Origin of the sequence: Candidatus Kuenenia stuttgartiensis, from assembly GCF_900232105.1 — a bacterium.
GTDB classification, from domain to species: domain Bacteria; phylum Planctomycetota; class Brocadiia; order Brocadiales; family Brocadiaceae; genus Kuenenia; species Kuenenia stuttgartiensis_A.
This window is the reverse complement of record NZ_LT934425.1, coordinates 3,213,663-3,228,908: the sequence shown is the minus strand read 5'-3', so window position 1 is coordinate 3,228,908 and position 15,246 is coordinate 3,213,663. Positions and strand designations below refer to the sequence as shown.

At 41.9% G+C, this 15,246-nt stretch carries 12 protein-coding genes and 1 pseudogene; 6 read left to right on the top strand and 7 right to left on the bottom strand.

The window, feature by feature from the left end; translation table 11 throughout:
* Positions 1 to 130: 130 nt before the first annotated feature.
* Both KSMBR1_RS15050 and KSMBR1_RS15045 read right to left on the bottom strand, forming a co-directional pair.
* A complete protein-coding gene (locus KSMBR1_RS15050; RefSeq protein WP_099326059.1) occupies positions 131 to 1,123 on the bottom strand; it encodes a DUF362 domain-containing protein in 993 nt (330 codons plus the stop codon).
* Between the two features lie 66 nt (positions 1,124 to 1,189).
* Complete coding sequence (locus KSMBR1_RS15045; RefSeq protein WP_099326058.1) at positions 1,190 to 2,356, bottom strand: outer membrane protein assembly factor BamB; 1,167 nt, start codon at positions 2,354 to 2,356, stop codon at positions 1,190 to 1,192.
* Between the two features lie 869 nt (positions 2,357 to 3,225).
* Here KSMBR1_RS15045 and KSMBR1_RS15040 point away from each other — a divergent pair.
* Both KSMBR1_RS15040 and KSMBR1_RS15035 read left to right on the top strand, forming a co-directional pair.
* Complete coding sequence (locus KSMBR1_RS15040; protein WP_099326057.1) at positions 3,226 to 5,535, top strand: PAS domain-containing sensor histidine kinase; 2,310 nt, start codon at positions 3,226 to 3,228, stop codon at positions 5,533 to 5,535.
* Between the two features lie 338 nt (positions 5,536 to 5,873).
* Positions 5,874 to 7,241, top strand: coding sequence for a sigma-54-dependent transcriptional regulator (locus KSMBR1_RS15035; protein WP_099326056.1), 1,368 nt, complete (start codon positions 5,874 to 5,876; stop codon positions 7,239 to 7,241).
* Positions 7,242 to 7,255: 14 nt separating this feature from the next.
* On the opposite strand, the pseudogene KSMBR1_RS23575 reads toward KSMBR1_RS15035, so the two are convergent.
* The 4 genes and pseudogenes from KSMBR1_RS23575 to KSMBR1_RS15015 form a co-directional block, all read right to left on the bottom strand.
* Positions 7,256 to 7,480, bottom strand: a pseudogene (locus KSMBR1_RS23575) (type II toxin-antitoxin system HicB family antitoxin).
* 120 nt (positions 7,481 to 7,600) lie between these two features.
* The gene (locus KSMBR1_RS15025; protein ID WP_099326055.1) at positions 7,601 to 8,242 is read right to left on the bottom strand and encodes a cation diffusion facilitator family transporter; all 642 of its coding nucleotides are present in this window, start codon (positions 8,240 to 8,242) and stop codon (positions 7,601 to 7,603) included.
* Positions 8,243 to 8,353: 111 nt separating this feature from the next.
* Complete coding sequence (locus tag KSMBR1_RS15020) at positions 8,354 to 8,905, bottom strand: bactofilin family protein (protein WP_099326054.1); 552 nt, start codon at positions 8,903 to 8,905, stop codon at positions 8,354 to 8,356.
* A gap of 113 nt (positions 8,906 to 9,018) precedes the next feature.
* Complete coding sequence (locus KSMBR1_RS15015) at positions 9,019 to 9,480, bottom strand: bactofilin family protein (RefSeq protein WP_099326053.1); 462 nt, start codon at positions 9,478 to 9,480, stop codon at positions 9,019 to 9,021.
* Positions 9,481 to 9,995: 515 nt separating this feature from the next.
* Here KSMBR1_RS15015 and KSMBR1_RS15005 point away from each other — a divergent pair.
* From KSMBR1_RS15005 to KSMBR1_RS14990, 4 genes are all read left to right on the top strand, one after another.
* Positions 9,996 to 10,430 (top strand): hypothetical protein, encoded by a 435-nt coding sequence (locus KSMBR1_RS15005; RefSeq protein WP_157820642.1) that lies wholly within the window; start codon positions 9,996 to 9,998, stop codon positions 10,428 to 10,430.
* Between the two features lie 209 nt (positions 10,431 to 10,639).
* On the top strand, positions 10,640 to 11,488 hold the full coding sequence (locus tag KSMBR1_RS15000) for a hypothetical protein (RefSeq protein ID WP_099326050.1): 849 nt from the start codon (positions 10,640 to 10,642) through the stop codon (positions 11,486 to 11,488).
* 114 nt (positions 11,489 to 11,602) lie between these two features.
* Complete coding sequence (locus KSMBR1_RS14995) at positions 11,603 to 12,661, top strand: transporter (protein ID WP_157820641.1); 1,059 nt, start codon at positions 11,603 to 11,605, stop codon at positions 12,659 to 12,661.
* Positions 12,662 to 12,816: 155 nt separating this feature from the next.
* On the top strand, positions 12,817 to 14,220 hold the full coding sequence (locus tag KSMBR1_RS14990) for a cobyrinic acid a,c-diamide synthase CobB (protein WP_099326048.1): 1,404 nt from the start codon (positions 12,817 to 12,819) through the stop codon (positions 14,218 to 14,220).
* Here KSMBR1_RS14990 and KSMBR1_RS14985 read toward each other — a convergent pair.
* The gene (locus KSMBR1_RS14985; RefSeq protein ID WP_099326047.1) at positions 14,206 to 15,246 is read right to left on the bottom strand and encodes a protein-glutamate methylesterase/protein-glutamine glutaminase; all 1,041 of its coding nucleotides are present in this window, start codon (positions 15,244 to 15,246) and stop codon (positions 14,206 to 14,208) included. The genes KSMBR1_RS14990 and KSMBR1_RS14985 overlap by 15 nt on opposite strands.

The following is a 15,246-nucleotide window of genomic DNA, read 5'->3' as shown; positions in this document are numbered from 1 at the left end:
CATCTCTTTCGGTTAGAGGATCTAAAAAGAGCAGCAGATAAATGAATGCCGAGAAGCTAATGTATTGTATGACCCTGCGGAAATGAAAAGGCCAATTGTTTTGTGTGTGTTTGTCCTGCATCGCCGTTGATTACACGTGAAATTCTTCAAAACCCATTGATGTATAATCGATTTCCCCTAATCCCTCTTCATGGGATTTCCTGATATAGCCCACGTCCTTTGGCTGAATGCCAAACAATGTTGCGCCATATGCGTCAACTGCAACGGGGTCAGTGCTGACAATGATGCGCCTTGCGTGTTCCTGCGAATTATCTACATCATCCAGCCGTCCGCCAGTGGGTCCGTTCTTTTTTAAAATCCTGAAGGCGTCAAGCACGGTAAGATCTACTTTCACAAATTTGTTGAGATCTGCAATTTTTGGGTGTATATCGGTATGCAGACTTCCCCTGTCTCCTCCGATCATGCCAAAGACATTTTTCAAAGCCATGGAAAGCCTTGATGTGCCATGTTGTTTCGCTATGGGCACATTAATGAGGACGTCGACTTCGTCCTTATACACCATTTCCTCGTAAAATGACCACTGTTTTAAAACCGTGCCGTCCGGGATAACAAAATCCCTGAACCGATTTTTGTTTATGTATGAAACCTTCGCACCAGCCCGGATGGCGGCGGAAACAATGCCGCTCCTATTGTAAGATGTTTCTGGGTTTGCGGAACATGTATGGTCCATAACCACTACCGAACGGGCACCTGCATCTTTACATAATGCAACAAGCGCGGCAACGACGCAGGGGTTTGTATTGGCTGCAAATTCCGGAGACTGGTTCCATGCAATGTTTGGCTTGATAAGTACCCGGTCGCCATTGGAAACAAGTTTACGCATCCCACCCAGTGCGCTTATTGCACGCCTTACCATTTCTTTAACAACCACATCTTCTCCATTTGCGTTTGCACTATCTCCGTGAACCACAACTATCCCTGGCTTCAGATCATGTTCCTTCAATTGTTTCAGCGTAGGTTTCTTCTTTATTGCACGAAGATACGGAAGTCCATACACTCCCGCGCCTACGGCAATGCCTGTCTTTAAAAAACCTCGTCTACTGATTTTCCCTTTGCTATTCATCTTTTTAGATTTACGAATTACGGTTTGGGATGTACGATTTTAAATAGTACCTCATATGTTAAGGTACTATTTATCGAACAGAGGCACTGGAGTATCTCTTTCTTCCCCGCCAATTGCATAAAAATGATTATCATTGGAACCGATGTAAATTGCGCCATTTGGCCCAATGGCAGGTGATGCTTCAACCGCGGCCATTGTTTGGAATGACCATTTCAAATTGCCTTTTGAGTCGATGGCATAAAGTTTTCCGTCACTGGAACCAATGTAAACAGTTCCATCGGCATCGATTGCAGGGGATGATTCTACCCAACCCCCTGTTCTAAAGCTCCACTTTAATTTACAGTCAGGATAAATAGCATATACAAAGCCATTATATGCGCCGAACACAATTGCCCCATCCTTTCCTATTGCAGGACTGCTATGCACCGCTTTGCCGGTATTGACATACCAGCGAATGTTTCCGTCAGGATTTATGGCAACCATTCTCCCATTATCCGCGCCGACATACACCACCCCATCTTTTCCGATAGCGGGGGATGAAAACGAGGAATAGACGCCAGACCCCACTCTTTTTACCCACTTCTGGGCGCCATCAGCGGAAATTGCATGAAGGGTGCCTTTTTCTGCAAAGATACAGACCGAGCCATCATCCCATAGGGAAGGGGAGGCTTTTAAATTGCTTGGGGCAGTATATCTCCATTTTAATGTTCCATCAAGCGAGAGGACGTAGAGGTTGTTATCATCAGCGCCGAAATATACGGCATCTTTCGTTACCGCTGCCGAGGAGAGAATGATACCCTCCGTTTTATAAGTCCACACTACCTTTCCTTCAGGAGAAACAGCATACATTTTTTTATCCCGCGAACCAATATAAATTGTCCCATCCCTTCCGATAGCAGGAGAAGCTGTTATTTCGTCACCTACCTGAAGTACCCATTTTTCTGCACCATCCTGGTTAAGAGCATATAATCTGCCGTCTACCGAGCCGAAATAAATGACGCCGTCACACCCTACTGCAGGAGATGAGGTAATACGCGTATCAATTTTAAAAGCCCACTTTACCTCACTGTTTTTTGGCCCAACAAAAGGGCTTTGGCCGGTATGCTGCAAATCCCTTCGAAACATCTGCCATGGAATATCCGCATCTTCGGCATGGATAGATTTGAACTGAATAAGAATTGTTACTATAATGCAAAAACAGGAAATAAAAGAAAGGTTCATTTTTTTCAACATAACATTTGCTCCTGTAAATTAGCCAAATAAAGTCCTTTTTTATTATTTGTATCACATTCAGATTAAATATTATATAAAAATTGAACGGATAGTAAAATAAACGTTTTTGTAACACTTTAGTCTTTTGAAAAAGTAAAAACTGCCTTTTAGTACCTTAGCTGTAATTTCTTTGCATGTTTTGGCAAAATATTTAATGGTAAATCCGAAATGCTAAATACGAATCCACCCCCTGTACCCCCGCCACCGGGGGACATTCTCCCGCTTTGGAGGGGTAAGGGGAGGATTCCTGCTTTTTCCCAAACAGTCATCATGTTGCATTAGCAATACCCAGAAACGATGAAAATGGTTTTATAGTCATATCATATTGCGGTACATGTGCTTAAGCTATTTTTTGTAGTCTTGTTTTCAAGCCAGCGTTTGGAAACAAGCAGGGGAAATATTCAAAACCCCGTTTTTTTGTAATACTTTAGTTCTTTGAAAAATTTCAATAATAGCGCTGCTTGCCGTAAGCGTAGGGGGCGGATGATATAAACAGTTGCTGCTCGTTCCTTACTTAAAATATCTAAGCCCACTAAATTCATGTAGTGCGACGAACCTCGTCGCACTACAAATAACAATTTCCAGTTTCAAAAGACTAACGTGTTACCGTTTTTTTATTAGGATTTTGTATTTTGAAATTTGTTTCGTATTTCGTATTTCGTATTTTTTATTTCGCGCTTGTTTGATTCTTGCTTGTCCGGATTAGGGTCTAAACCCGAAAAAATTGTCGTTATACCGCGATTGCCATGCCCATTGCGGGGTTTAATTTATATGAACTTTCTTATACTTAACCAGGATTGGAACTGCCGTTGAAAACTGCAGAAAAAAATATGCCCAAACAGAAAAAAACATATTTCCGTTTTTTCAAGACCATAAAAATAAAACTTATTTTCTATCTTATACTAATTACTACCATCCCGATTCTTGTAGTAATCAGTACTTCATACAAAAAAGGGAAAAAGGCATTAAGCGAAAAAGTGGTGGAAAAACTCACTTCTATTGCTGATTTAAAAAAAACACAACTGAACAGTTGGCTACAGGAAAGGGTCGTAGATATTAGCGTTCTTTCTACAAACAAATCTTTAGAGGTATCTTTTTCCAATCTGCTGTATCTGAGAAAAGCATTTCGCACCATCGGCAGTATGAAAGAAACCGAGATCGGAAGGGTGTATTATAACCGGTTGTCAGAATATTTAAACAGCCTTAAGGAAAAACTCATTTATTGTGATGAGATATCTATCCTCGATATTGAAAACGGTGAAATTGTTATATCCACGAACCCTTCCAATATCGGTATGTTCGACAAGGATTTCCCTTATTACCTTGATGTCCTGAATAATAAGGGAATGCCTTTTAAAGATATCCACTATTCAGAATATACAAAGCAAATAGGCATGACTTTCTTTAGTACAACAAAACTCACTGATCCGATAACTATGGAGGAAACGGACGAAGTCAATGGCATTGTTCTTATCAGGGTAAACACGGAAGACTCCATCAATGCGTTAATGCAGGACTGGCCGGGAAGGGAAGATACCGGCGAAACGTTATTAGTACGCCGCAATGGCAACAAGTTGATATTTCTCAACAACTCGCGCCATTTGGCAAATACTGCACTAAGCCTGAGTATTCCCATAAGACTAATAGCGCCTGAATCTTTTATGCTCGACTCTATGGAAGAAGGCATTATGGAAGCGTATGATTACAGAGGGGTAGAAGTCCTTTGCGCTTTCCGCCATATTTCCCCTGTAAAGTGGGGGCTGCTGGTAAAGCAGGACAAACAGGAGGCCTTTAAGCCCATTACAAAATTAAAAATACATGTCATTACCTTAGTCAGCGCAAGCGTCCTCGTTATCATAGCTATCGTTTTCATCATTACCCATGGAATAACTCAGCCGATTCTTCAACTGGTGAAGGGAGCGGAAGCAATTGGCAAGGGAAGCCTTAACCACAGAATATCAATTAAATCAGGAGATGAGGTTGGCAGGCTTGCGTCCGAGTTTAACAAAATGGCAGAAAAGCTGGAAGAATCATACGCAGGACTTGAACAAAGAATAAGAGAGAGAACCTCTCAGTTGAGGGCTTCTGAAGAAAAATACAGGGAATCAATAAATCTTGCCAATGACGCCATTTTCACCCTTGACCCGGATATGGCGCATATTGTTGATTCAAACAAAAAGGCGGAAGAACTATCGGGATACACAAAAAAGGAATTAAGCCGGAGAAAAATATGGGAGATTGTGCCGGAATATGACCGGCAAAAAACCAAACATTTATGGCGTGAAATAAATAAGAAAGGCTCCGGTATGCTGGACAACCTTGATTGCCAGCATGCTGACGGAAGAATCATCCCCACGAGCATTAGCGCAAGTATTATTGCATATGGCAAAAAAAGGACGATTCAATGGATTTGCAGGGACGTCACCGAAAGAAAAAGGATGGAAATGCAGCTTATTCAAACCGAACGCCTTGCCGCTGTCGGCGAATTGGCGGCGGGCGTTGCCCATGAAATAAACAACCCGCTGGGAGGATTGCTAAATTTCGTAAAAATGATGTCCAGGGAACCGGAAAATATTTCACAAAACAAAGAATTTCTGGAATTAATGGCAGAAGGATTGAAAAGGATAGAAGTTATTGTAAAACAGCTCATGGCATTTTCCCGTCCTTATTCAACACATATGGACAATCATTGCGTAAATACGGTAGTAAGAAATTCCATACGGTTTTTGGATCACCGCATCAAAGAACAACGGATAACACTGGAAGAACGTCTGTTTTCCGGCTTGCCGGAAATTTACGCAGATGCTGATCAGATTTCACAGGTGATAATTAACATTCTGGTAAACGCGCTTGACTGCATGGATGACGGCGGAAAACTCACCATTGCCACCGGCCATTGCAACCATCTGAAATCAAGCATACACATAAAAATTACCGATACCGGGCCTGGCATTAACGATGATATTGCCAGCAGGATCTTCAACCCTTTTTTCACCACAAAAGAAATGGGAAGCGGCCTGGGACTTGCCATTAGCAAAAGGATTGTGGAAGACCATGACGGAAACATTTTTGTGGATAGCAAGCCCGGCAAAGGAACAACATTCTCTATATGTTTGCCTGTGAGAAAGGCAACAACGTAGCAAGGACTGCGGATAAAGACGCCTGGGAAAACCGTACAATGACGTAAAACAGCGACTAAAAAACACTTTCTCTTTACAATAGCAATATTTTCCTGTTAACTTAAAAAAAACCACCGCGGCAGAATGGAGAGGATAAAATAATTTTATACTTTAGTTCTATGAAAAAAACCGCTAGTTCCCAAGCTCCAGCTTGAGAACCGGCGGTTTAAATATTAAATGGTAAAATCCGAATGTTTAATTTTTTTAATCTGTACAATCTGTGTAATCTTTGGTTCCGCCTTTCGTATTTCGTATTTCGTGCTTATTTTGTTCTGGCAATGCCAGTTTAGGAGTTTCACATGAGCAACAAGATTTTAATTGTCGATGATGAAAAACTAATGAGGATTTCACTGGAGAGTCAGTTAAAAAAAGAAGGGTATGATGTAAGTTCTGTTGACAACGCAAATGAAGGGATGAGTTTGATAAGGTCGGAAGAATTTGACATAGTGGTGACGGACTTACGATTGCCAAACATGAATGGCATGGAGCTGTTAAAAGAAATTAAAAATTATAATCCGGACATTATAGTCGTAATTATGACTGCGTATGGAACCCTCGAAAGCGCTGTCGCCGCAACAAAGGAAGGGGCGTATGACTATATTGCAAAACCCTTTTCCACTGACGAATTGATCATTAAGTTACAAAGGGCGCTTCAACACAAAAACACAACCGCTGAAGTGACCCGCCTGAGAAGAGAAATACAATCTGAATTTGAGTTTCATAATATCGTTGGAAGCAGTCACGCAATGAAAAAACTTATTGAAACGGTAAAAGAAATATCTGACAGAGATTCCACCATTCTCATACAGGGAGAGAGCGGTACCGGCAAAGAAAAAATTGCGGGGGCAGTGCATTATCATAGCGGCAGGAAAATGGGTCCCTTTATCCGGGTAAGCTGCGCCGCCCTAAACAGAGAAATACTGGAAAGCGAACTTTTCGGACATGAAAAAGGCTCCTTTACCGGTGCGATAAAGACAAGACGCGGCAGATTTGAGCTTGCAAACGGAGGCTCTATTTTCCTCGACGATGTGGATGACATCCCTTTGGATATGCAGGTAAAATTGTTGCGGGTAATCCAGGAAAGGACATTTGAAAGAGTAGGCGGCGAAAAAACCCTTTCCATTAACGTAAGGATCATTTGCGCCACCAAAAAAGATCTTCTGCTACTGGCAAAAAAGGGAGAGTTCCGGGAAGATTTGTTTTACCGGTTAAACGTGGTGCCGATTACCATTCCCCCCCTTCGTGAAAGGAAGGACGATATCCCTCGTTTAATCAATTATTTTCTTAAAAAATTTGTATCAAGGCATGAAGACGCCTTGCCGGGAGTCTCCAGGGAAACCTTAAATGTTCTTATGGAATATAACTGGCCCGGAAATGTAAGAGAACTTGAAAATGTAATAGAACATGCCGTTGCGTTTTCCCATTCTCATGGCATTACTATCGATACACTGCCTGATTATTTAAAAAGAGTAGAAATCCACAAAAAACTCATTTCTATGGATTTATCAAACACTCAAACAATTCAATTACACGATGTTCTTACCGAGGTAGAAAAAAGACTTATCGAATGGGCGCACCAGAAAACAAACGGTAATCAGGTGAAGATGGCAGAAATACTCGGTATTCCAAGAACCACGCTCCGCAACAAATTGGTCCGCTTGAAATAACCTTATCCATATTATTAATCAATTTTGCGACCAATTTCAGGCAGTTCAAGTTGATTTTTTAACCTGAATACAATCCATTCTTCGAGGGTTTCCCGCAATTCCTCACGGCATTCTTCAAGCGTCTTTGCCCTGCCTCATACCCCCTTAAAACATGGCATCTCTCCCCAGTATGTATGGTTATCTTCAATTATCCCGTACTTCGCCATATCCATTGCTTTGTGAATATATTCTGTCCGCATAACAATCGCCTCAACAAAATAATAATGCTCTCAAACTCTAAATTCAGGAGTTCTGAAATTACTCTAAAAATAGGTGCTTTTAGCTATACCACAAATGGTGAACCGTCTGAGTATAAATGTTCAGGGGCAATTTGTCTGGCACTTACATCCGATACCCTTTGCCTTCAAAAATGATTCCCGACCCTCCTTCCAGGAAAAACCTGCGATCACTACCGCACCAATTGAGTCAAACCAGCCTATACCGGTAAGTTCATAACCGATGCTCGCAAAAAGGAGCGCAAAGGAAAGATATACACACGTTTTTGTACAATTTGCATCGGCTAATATCGCCGGAGAGCGAAGCGCCTTGCCAATTTTCACCTTATAATGAATCAATATCCACATGGTGACAATAGAGACTGCTGCGATAATAATACCCCAAAACGTAGTTTCCGGATGATGATGGGTAAAAATATTTACTATGGCAGTACCTGCAAGCCCAAACGTAAGCAAATAAAAGGCAAAACCCGTTATCCGGAGCGCTTGTCGTTCAAATATATCAGGTACCGCAGCAGGGTTCTTCCGCTGCCTCCTCACCATATGCCAGATGCCTACGCCTGAAATCACTTCCACAAATGAATCTAATCCAAAACCAAAAAGTGAAACAGTCTCATCTCCGAGCCCAAAACCAACAGAAACGCCGCCTTCCGCAATATTATAAAATATAGTAATAAGGGCAAGTACAGACGCCCATTTATAGAGTACGGCAACTTCTTTTTCCACAACGCCTCCCTCTTCAAATTCCAGCAGCAGTACAATACGAAACTTGCCCGATAGCAGTCGTTAGTCGGTAGTCGGCAATTTGCAGATTGAGGACTACCGATTGCCGATTGGTTAAGGCCTTGCCTCGCCTTGCAACATTCGTACACTTCCTTCAAAAATACCGCCTTTTTTTACTATTAATTTACGGCAGGTTATTGTGCCATGAACTTCTCCATGTTTTAAAATTTCCACCGCGCCCATTGCGGTGAGGTCGCCGTTTATTTTGCCATCGATAAAGGCATTCCCAACCAAAATATTTGATATCTCTATCGTTCCTTTTTTCTTTAAATACAACGTACCGTGAGTCTGAAGATTTCTTCCTAAAATCGATTTTACCTTGTAATCGCTCAGTTCATTTCGGTTATAACAATAAATACATGATACCGCCTGCGCGTTTTTATCTGCATAAATTCCCTTCCCGCACTTAAAACAAAAAACCTCTCTTTTCCCAACAGTTGTGCTTTTTGCTTTTTGGGAAGGGGAAAGGATTTCTTTCACATTGACATGCCGGCTACAATGGCTGCATAGTATCGACTCGCAATAAACCGATACGGTAAGACAGCCCTTGCAATAGGGGCATGTTATTTCGATAACATCAGGCACTTCATTGTTTTTAAACTTCATCAGATTAAAAATACCACAAATAAGGGGGATATCGCATGCTCTGTAAAAACCTCGTTACTTTTAGATTTACGAAGTACGATTTTAGATTTTAAATCGTACTTCGTACCTCCAGCCTACAGGGCTTTACCTGCCGTCTTGTTTTCGTTCATTTTAGGCCTCTCCGTAAATCCTTCAGGATGTACGCTGCATTTGCCGACAAATATAACGCCTTCGTCAATTACAAGCGTTTTCGCCTGCAAATCCCCCATTAATTTTGCGTTTTTCCTAAGTTCAACCCTTTCAGAAGCGATAATATTTCCGTCCACTTGCCCCTCGACAATGGCATTCTTCACCTTAACATTCGCCTTGACAACGCCGGTGCTTCCGACAATAACCTCTCCTTCGTCTGTTAACATCTCTCCGTCAAATTTTCCGTCAATTTTTAGCGTTCTGGTAAACTTAATAGTACCCCTGAACTCCGCATCCGGCGTCAAATACGTTATATTTCCCTCTCCCATCCCAACCTCCTTTTTTGATTTACTATTTTTTTCTCTTTCATCGGAAACCATCGTTCCCCTTCGGAATAAACCTGCCATATCATACTGCCTTTCCTAAACTGGCATAGCCAGAACCAAACAAACAGGAAATAAAAAATACGAAATACGAAGTACGAAACAAATCCGAATAACAAAGCATAAAATTCAAAACAAATCCAAAACATACCTGTCTGCGTGCAATCACGCACAGGCAGGCAACAATATGAAGCACGAGACGCGAGATACTAAAGGTGCACTTGTTTAGAATTTCAAATCATTTTGTCATTAGAATTTGCTTCGGATTTAGTGTTTCGGATTTCACCATTTATTAACAGGCTCTATTTTATTCGTTACCCGTATTATATCAAAGGAAATATTGCACCATTTTTTATGCGACAATCCCCGTTTGAAAACATGTAAACGGTTTCGTTTTTTTGAAAAACACCAATGCAGGAAAAATCTTCCGTCAACGGCGACTGATTTACCGCAAGATAATATGCTTGTAAATGTTGTCTTCCGGGAATAAAATGTGCCTTTTCTGTAAAGGATAAAACTCAATTCTATCAATTATGAGAATGAACAGAATCAGAAATAGTATCGCCTGTTTTCAGATACTGATTATGGTGTTTTTGGCGTTATGCAGCGCCGGCATTGTTATTAACCCTCCGAAAAAGCAGGTTGCATTTTCGTGTATGGATCATGAATGTGGCTGCAAATCCGAAGCGGATTGCAGGACAAATTGCTGTTGTTTTCCTGCCGGAGACCGTTTAGTGTCACAAAATGATGCAAAGCAACAGAAAAACGGATTTCATTCTTTCATAAGCAGTATACAATGTAAATCGGGAAGCGATACACTGGCTTTTATAAAGGGCAATCTTAAATACATACTGGAAGACCCTGCAACAGACTACCGATTGGCATTTTTATGTTTTCTCTGCAATGACCCATTCATTCAACCATGCGAACCTGTAGTTTCGCCTCCTGAAAAGCCACCGCGTTACCTCTCATAAATCCACCTTTTGTTACAACACAAAACAATATACCCTTCGATAAAATAAGATGCGGCAGATGAACAGAGATAGTGTTTGCACACCAGAGCACCCCATCATATGTTTTTGGCTGCGACGGCCTGTTTTCTGCCTTATATTTTGTCAGTATCAGGCATGAAAGCCTGATGCATTCGAATTATACTCATTTTAAAAACAGGAGAAAATAACATATGTTACAACCTAAAAGATATATTCCCATTATCTCATTTTTAGGGGCAATGATTATTTCGGGGAATGCTATTGCCCATACAACGGTCATGTCGAAAAATACCCCGGATAGTTACAATTCCCGTGATGAACTTGAAGGAACGACCAGCCTTAATTATTTTAGTATAACTCACGGGTGCGACGGACAATCCATACGGGCGCAAAGTGTTGTTTTCCCCAATGGTGCGGATTCTATTGCCGAGCGATCTGATACAGAAGAGTCGGTTAATCTTCACGATCATATAGAAGGCAATCCTGTCATGGGCGCGAAACCTGCGGTAAACAGTCTTTTTAAAAAAATAAAAACACTGGAGGGATCTGTCCCGGCATTTACCTCGCATGGTACTGAAAAAACAGAAGACGTCAGGGCTTTTGTATTTACAAATGGGAATCTGAAGGATGGTTATCTGGGGGTTATTCCATGGAGCGCAACCTTTCCTACATTCAAACCGGATTCCTGCGCAACAGCGCTTACCGTATACATTGCCATTGCCAATTATTGTACCAAATCCACAGACGATACCGACCGTGCCGATATCTGGATTGGCCGTTTAACGAAAAAGTTTGATGACGAAGACGTCGTTTCCGTTGGCTTTTGGCCGTACCTTAAGGTAGTAAGAGACCTTGAAAACAATCCCCTTCCTGAGGGGTGCGATGGAGGATTTGAGATCAGTGTGTATCCTTCAGATGAGGCAATTGATGAATACCTGCCGGTAGACGGATATTGGCCTGCAGAAGGGAAGAATGGAAAAGGTGGTAAAAAAGATAAAGACGATGGAGAGCATGAAGACCATAGCGGACATAATCATTAATGATGCTTTTTACATAATTTTTTAATGTTATGGTTCTGGTGGAGGGACAGACTTAAAACCTGTCCCTCCACTGTCTTTATCTTGTTTTTCTATTCTCAGGAAAGGGTCTGTTGTATGAGAATTCTAATAACGATGGCTTTGTTTTTATTATTTGTCAACAGGGCGGTATTTGCTTTAGGCGAATGCGGCCTTGCATGCAGCCTTTCAGGCTCAACAATTTCGGAAGTAACTTTTGGAGATAAATTTGGGTTGTCACTTCAGTATGTCTATACGAAAATGGAGACAATAAGGGACGGTGACAGTCGTATCGGCAGCAACACATTATTGGATAAGGTTGCTTCTGAGTGGCCTGATATGCCTGAAGGGTCAAAAAGTTTTACAATACCTACGAGAATGATTATGCAGAAATACACGATTACCGGTTCATATGCAGCCACAGACCGATTACAGTTTCTTGTTTCCGTTCCCTATCTTATCAATGATATGGACATGAAAATGCGGATGCGGCATCAAATGGACGGGGAACATTTTATGGACATGGATATGAAAATGGAGATGGAAACTGTTGAAGGGCTTGGTGATATATCCATTATGGGATTATACTCCCTGCGTGAAAATGAGATTGATCGCCCTGCAGAGAGGCTTATGGTCGGGTTTGGACTAAAAACTCCTACCGGTAAAAATGACGAAAATACCGATTCCGGCAATCGTGTGCATGCTATGATGCAATTGGGAACAGGCTCATGGGATCCTCTTTTCCTTGTTAATTATATGCGTGAATTTTCCCCCTTTGTTTTGCAAGGGAATCTGCTCTACCAGCTTACAACGGCAGGAGACGAAGGTTACGAGTTTGGCGATCAGATTTCATTAGATATTTCTGCAAGATATCCTGTGAATAAATATATCAGCCCCGGGCTTGAATTAAACGGACTTCACACAGGCAGTAACAATGACCATGATAATAATTTCTCAAGACCTGAAACGTCTCTGCTTGACAATCCTGACAACACGGGTATCACAGCATTTTACGTTACACCCCTTGTTAATGTAAAAATCCCTAAGACGGGATGCAGCACCGACTTGAAATTTCAGTATCCGCTATATCAGCATGTAAGAGGCATTCAGCAGGTAGTGGATTGGCGGATAATGGCTTCGGTTGTGTGGAATTTTTAAACATGGAATAGTTGTTTTTATTAGGGATTCCTGACGAAGTCTGTATAATAGAGCCATTTCGTAACTATTCAGTGTGTATCATTCATGCTGAATAGTTACGAATATTTTGCCAAAAAGTGCAAAGAAATTACTGATAAAGTACCAAACGTTGAACTATGGAAAAATCATCATCAGCTTATCCGAGAATATTGGTAGCAGGCACGCATAGCGGTGCTGGCAAAACAACCGTTACCCTTGGTTTAATGTCGGCATTAAAAGAAAAGGGATACTCCGTACAGGGCTTTAAAACGGGGCCTGATTATATTGACCCTTCGCATCATACGGCCATTACCGGCAGATTGTCCCGTAATCTGGACACATGGCTCATGAGCAGGGATGTATGCCTAGAATTGTTTGACCATGCGATGGACAATGCGGATATTGCCCTCATAGAAGGGGTAATGGGGCTGTTTGACGGCTCATTAAATGGAACGGAATCCGGAAGTTCCGCCGGTCTTTCAAAGGTATTAAAAGCACCGGTAATACTGGTGATGGATGCAAAGGGTATGTCAGGGAGTGCGGGGGCGGTGGCTCTGGGTTTCAAAAAGTTTGATGAGGAATTAGCTATCCATGGAATAATTTTGAACAGGGTGGGAAGCGAGCGGCATTACAATGCTGTTAAAAAATCAATTGAAGAGAACAGCGGCATTCCTGTGCTCGGATATCTGCCGAAGAATGATGAAATAGGACTGCCGGAGCGCCACCTGGGACTTGTACCTTCCATAGAACAGGAGTTTTCCAAAGCCGTGTATCAGAAAATAGGAGACATATTATCAAAGACGGTTGATATAGAAAGAATAATTGACATTGGTTTCTCGGCGGACAAGCTTCCTTCTTTTCAAAAGAAGATATTTAGCGGCATTTCGGAACGATATAATTTAAGAATTGCGGTCGCAATGGATGAGGCGTTTAATTTTTATTACCATGATAATCTTGATTTGCTGGAGGCATATGGTGTTGAACTTGCCTATTTCAGCCCTATGTATGATAAATATGTGCCGGCGGATGTTTCTGCCATTTATATAGGAGGCGGTTTTCCGGAATTGCATGCTCCATTGCTTTCGTCAAATACCACTATGAAGGAATCGATAAGAAAGGCATATAAGAACGGGGTAGTATTCTATGGTGAATGCGGGGGAATGATGTATTTGCTTGAGCATTTAACAGCGTTTAATAACAAGTCATATGAAATGTGTGGACTCTTTAAGGGTGGCACGAAAATGGAGCAAAAGAGGCAGGGCCTGGGGTATATTACCGTGAAGGGTATCCACGATACCCTGTTATGTAGAAAAGACGAGGTATTCAGAGCGCACGAATTTCACTGGTCATCACTGCACCAGATACCCGGGCATACGCCTTCTGCCTATGAAATTGTGAAAGAAGGACATGATAAACCAAAACAGGAAGGCTTCTTTACATCGCGTGCGCTTTGTTCCTATGTACACATCCATTTTGCATCAGATATCAGATTGTTAAGGCGTTTTCTCGAATCGGTCAGAATCGCGTCAATTCAGAAATGATAAGATGGCGGAAGGAATTTTTTCGAGAGATACTATTTTTTCCGCCGCTCCCAGTTTAATCGCCTCTTTCGGCATGCCAAATACAACGCAACTCTCTTCATCCTGAGCGATAGTATTCGCCCCTGCCTCCTTCATTTTCAAGAGACCACTTGCACCGTCATCGCCCATGCCCGTCATAATGACGCCGATTGCATTGGCTCCGGCATATTTTGCAACAGATTCGAATAATACTTCCACGGATGGCCTGTGTCTGCGAACGGGGGGATCCTGGTTTATGGTAACGTAATACCTCGCGCCACTCCTGTTTAGCGCCATATGGTAACCACCCGGCGCGATCAGCGCAGTTCCAGGAACAACACTTTCTCCATCCTTCGCCTCGCTTACACGTATAGCACATAGGGTATTCAGTCGGTCGGCAAATGCTTTTGTAAATAAAGCCGGCATATGCTGCACGATTACTATGCCGGGTGCATTAGGAGGCATTTGTGTCAACACTTCTTTCAATGCTTCTGTGCCTCCAGTGGAAGCGCCGATAGCAACAATTTTATGCGTGGTTTTAATTAGTGCCTGGCTTGTTTGTGGGCGTTTTGTATCAGTTGTTTTTAACACCTTTTTTTTAATTTTGACCCTTACGGATGTCCTTATCTTTTCCGCCAATTCATCTATGACGTCGTTAAGAGAGTTTGAAACATCCAGTGTGGGTTTCGCCACAAAATCCACCGCCCCAACCTCTAATGCTTTTAATGTGGTTTCACAGCCTGATTGTGTCAAAGAACTTACCATAATTACCGGCAAAGGATAATACGCCATCAATCTCTGCAAAAAAGATATCCCGTCCATCCGCGGCATTTCTACATCTAAAGTCACAACATCAGGTTTTAGCGTTACTATCTTATCTCTGGCGACAAACGGGTCAGGCGCTGTACCTACAACTTCAATGTCAGGGTATTTACTCAGGCCGGAAGAGAGAATTTTTCTCACGACAGCGGAATCATCTACAATCAAAACCTTTATTTTACCGTTCAA